General features: G+C 65.3%; 1 protein-coding gene. It reads right to left on the bottom strand.

Going from position 1 to position 1,204, the window contains the following annotated elements:
* A partial coding sequence (locus E1263_RS42400) for a transposase (RefSeq protein WP_132178143.1) occupies positions 1 to 1,142 on the bottom strand: 1,142 nt, incomplete at its 3' end.
* Positions 1,143 to 1,204 lie beyond the last annotated feature (62 nt).

Below are 1,204 nucleotides of genomic sequence, written 5' to 3'. Positions count from 1 at the left end.
TTCATCATGGGTTCGAAGCAGTGGTAGTCGTTGCCGTCCTGGGTCACCGCGGCGGCCAGGATGAGGTGGTCGTCGGTGACCGCGATCTGGGCGTTGAAGCCCTGCACGGTCCCGCCGTTACTGGTCGCCATTTTCCGGCTTTCGGGGTCGGTGGTGTTCGCGACCGGAGCCGGGTCGCCATAACGGCCGCGTTTCCTGGCCGCAGCACCCTGACAGTCGACCGTCCCGGCCTCGGCCCCGGCCTCGGCCGCGGCCTGCGCGGTCTTCAAACCACGCCTGGCCTCACGGATCTGGCCATTGGCGGTCGCATGAGCGGTCGTGCCCGGCGCAGCCTCTGCGAGGCGGGCCTTCGCCCGGGCCAGCCGGGCAGTGTTGAACCGGACCAGATCGATCCCTGCCGGACGCCGGCCCAGCACAGTTTCACCGGCCTCGACCCGAGCCAGATACTCCTCACCACGAGCCTGATCAGCAGCATCATCGGCTTGGGCCTGCTTAGTTTTCTTCTCGATCTCGTCCAGCGCCCGACGGATCCGCTCCCGGCGCCCGGCCGGGTTACCGAACTCGGGCGGCAGTTCGTCACCACGCCGATCGCCGTACTCCTCGTCCTCGGCAGCATCGACCGCGGCAGCCTCGGCCACGATCTTCGCAGCCTGTTCCCGCAACCATTCCTCTTTGCGGTTCGCGCCCATCGCCGCGTTCGCCGCGATCTTCGTCCCATCGATCGCCACGACCCCGACCTTGGCCATCCCCGCCTGCGCGCACATCACCAGCACCCGCGCGAACAGATCCGCGAACGCGTCGGCATGCTCGGCGCGGAACCGCGCGATCGTCGTGTGATCCGGTACGTCTTGAGCACAAGCCACCCGGAACCCGACATCGACAGTGCACAACCGCTCGATCTGCCGAGACGACCGCACCTTGTTCGCATACGCATACATCAGCAACGTGATCATCATGTCCGGATCAAACCCAGCCCGCCCCTGACCCACCCGCGTCCGGACAGCATGCAGCACCGACGTGTCCAACTCCCTGACCGCATCGATCAGAAACCACACCACATGATCAGACGGCAACCACTCAGACATGTCCGGCGGCAACAAGAACCCCTGACCACGATCAACCAGCCGATACGCATTCGCCATACCCAATAATCGAACACCCACCGGGTTACAGTCCAACACCACGCCGATTCTGCAACAGCCTC

Origin of the sequence: Kribbella antibiotica (assembly GCF_004349055.1) — a bacterium.
GTDB classification, from domain to species: Bacteria; Actinomycetota; Actinomycetes; order Propionibacteriales; family Kribbellaceae; genus Kribbella; species Kribbella antibiotica.
The sequence above is the reverse complement of the archived record's forward strand: the minus strand, read 5'-3'. Positions and strand labels throughout refer to the sequence as shown.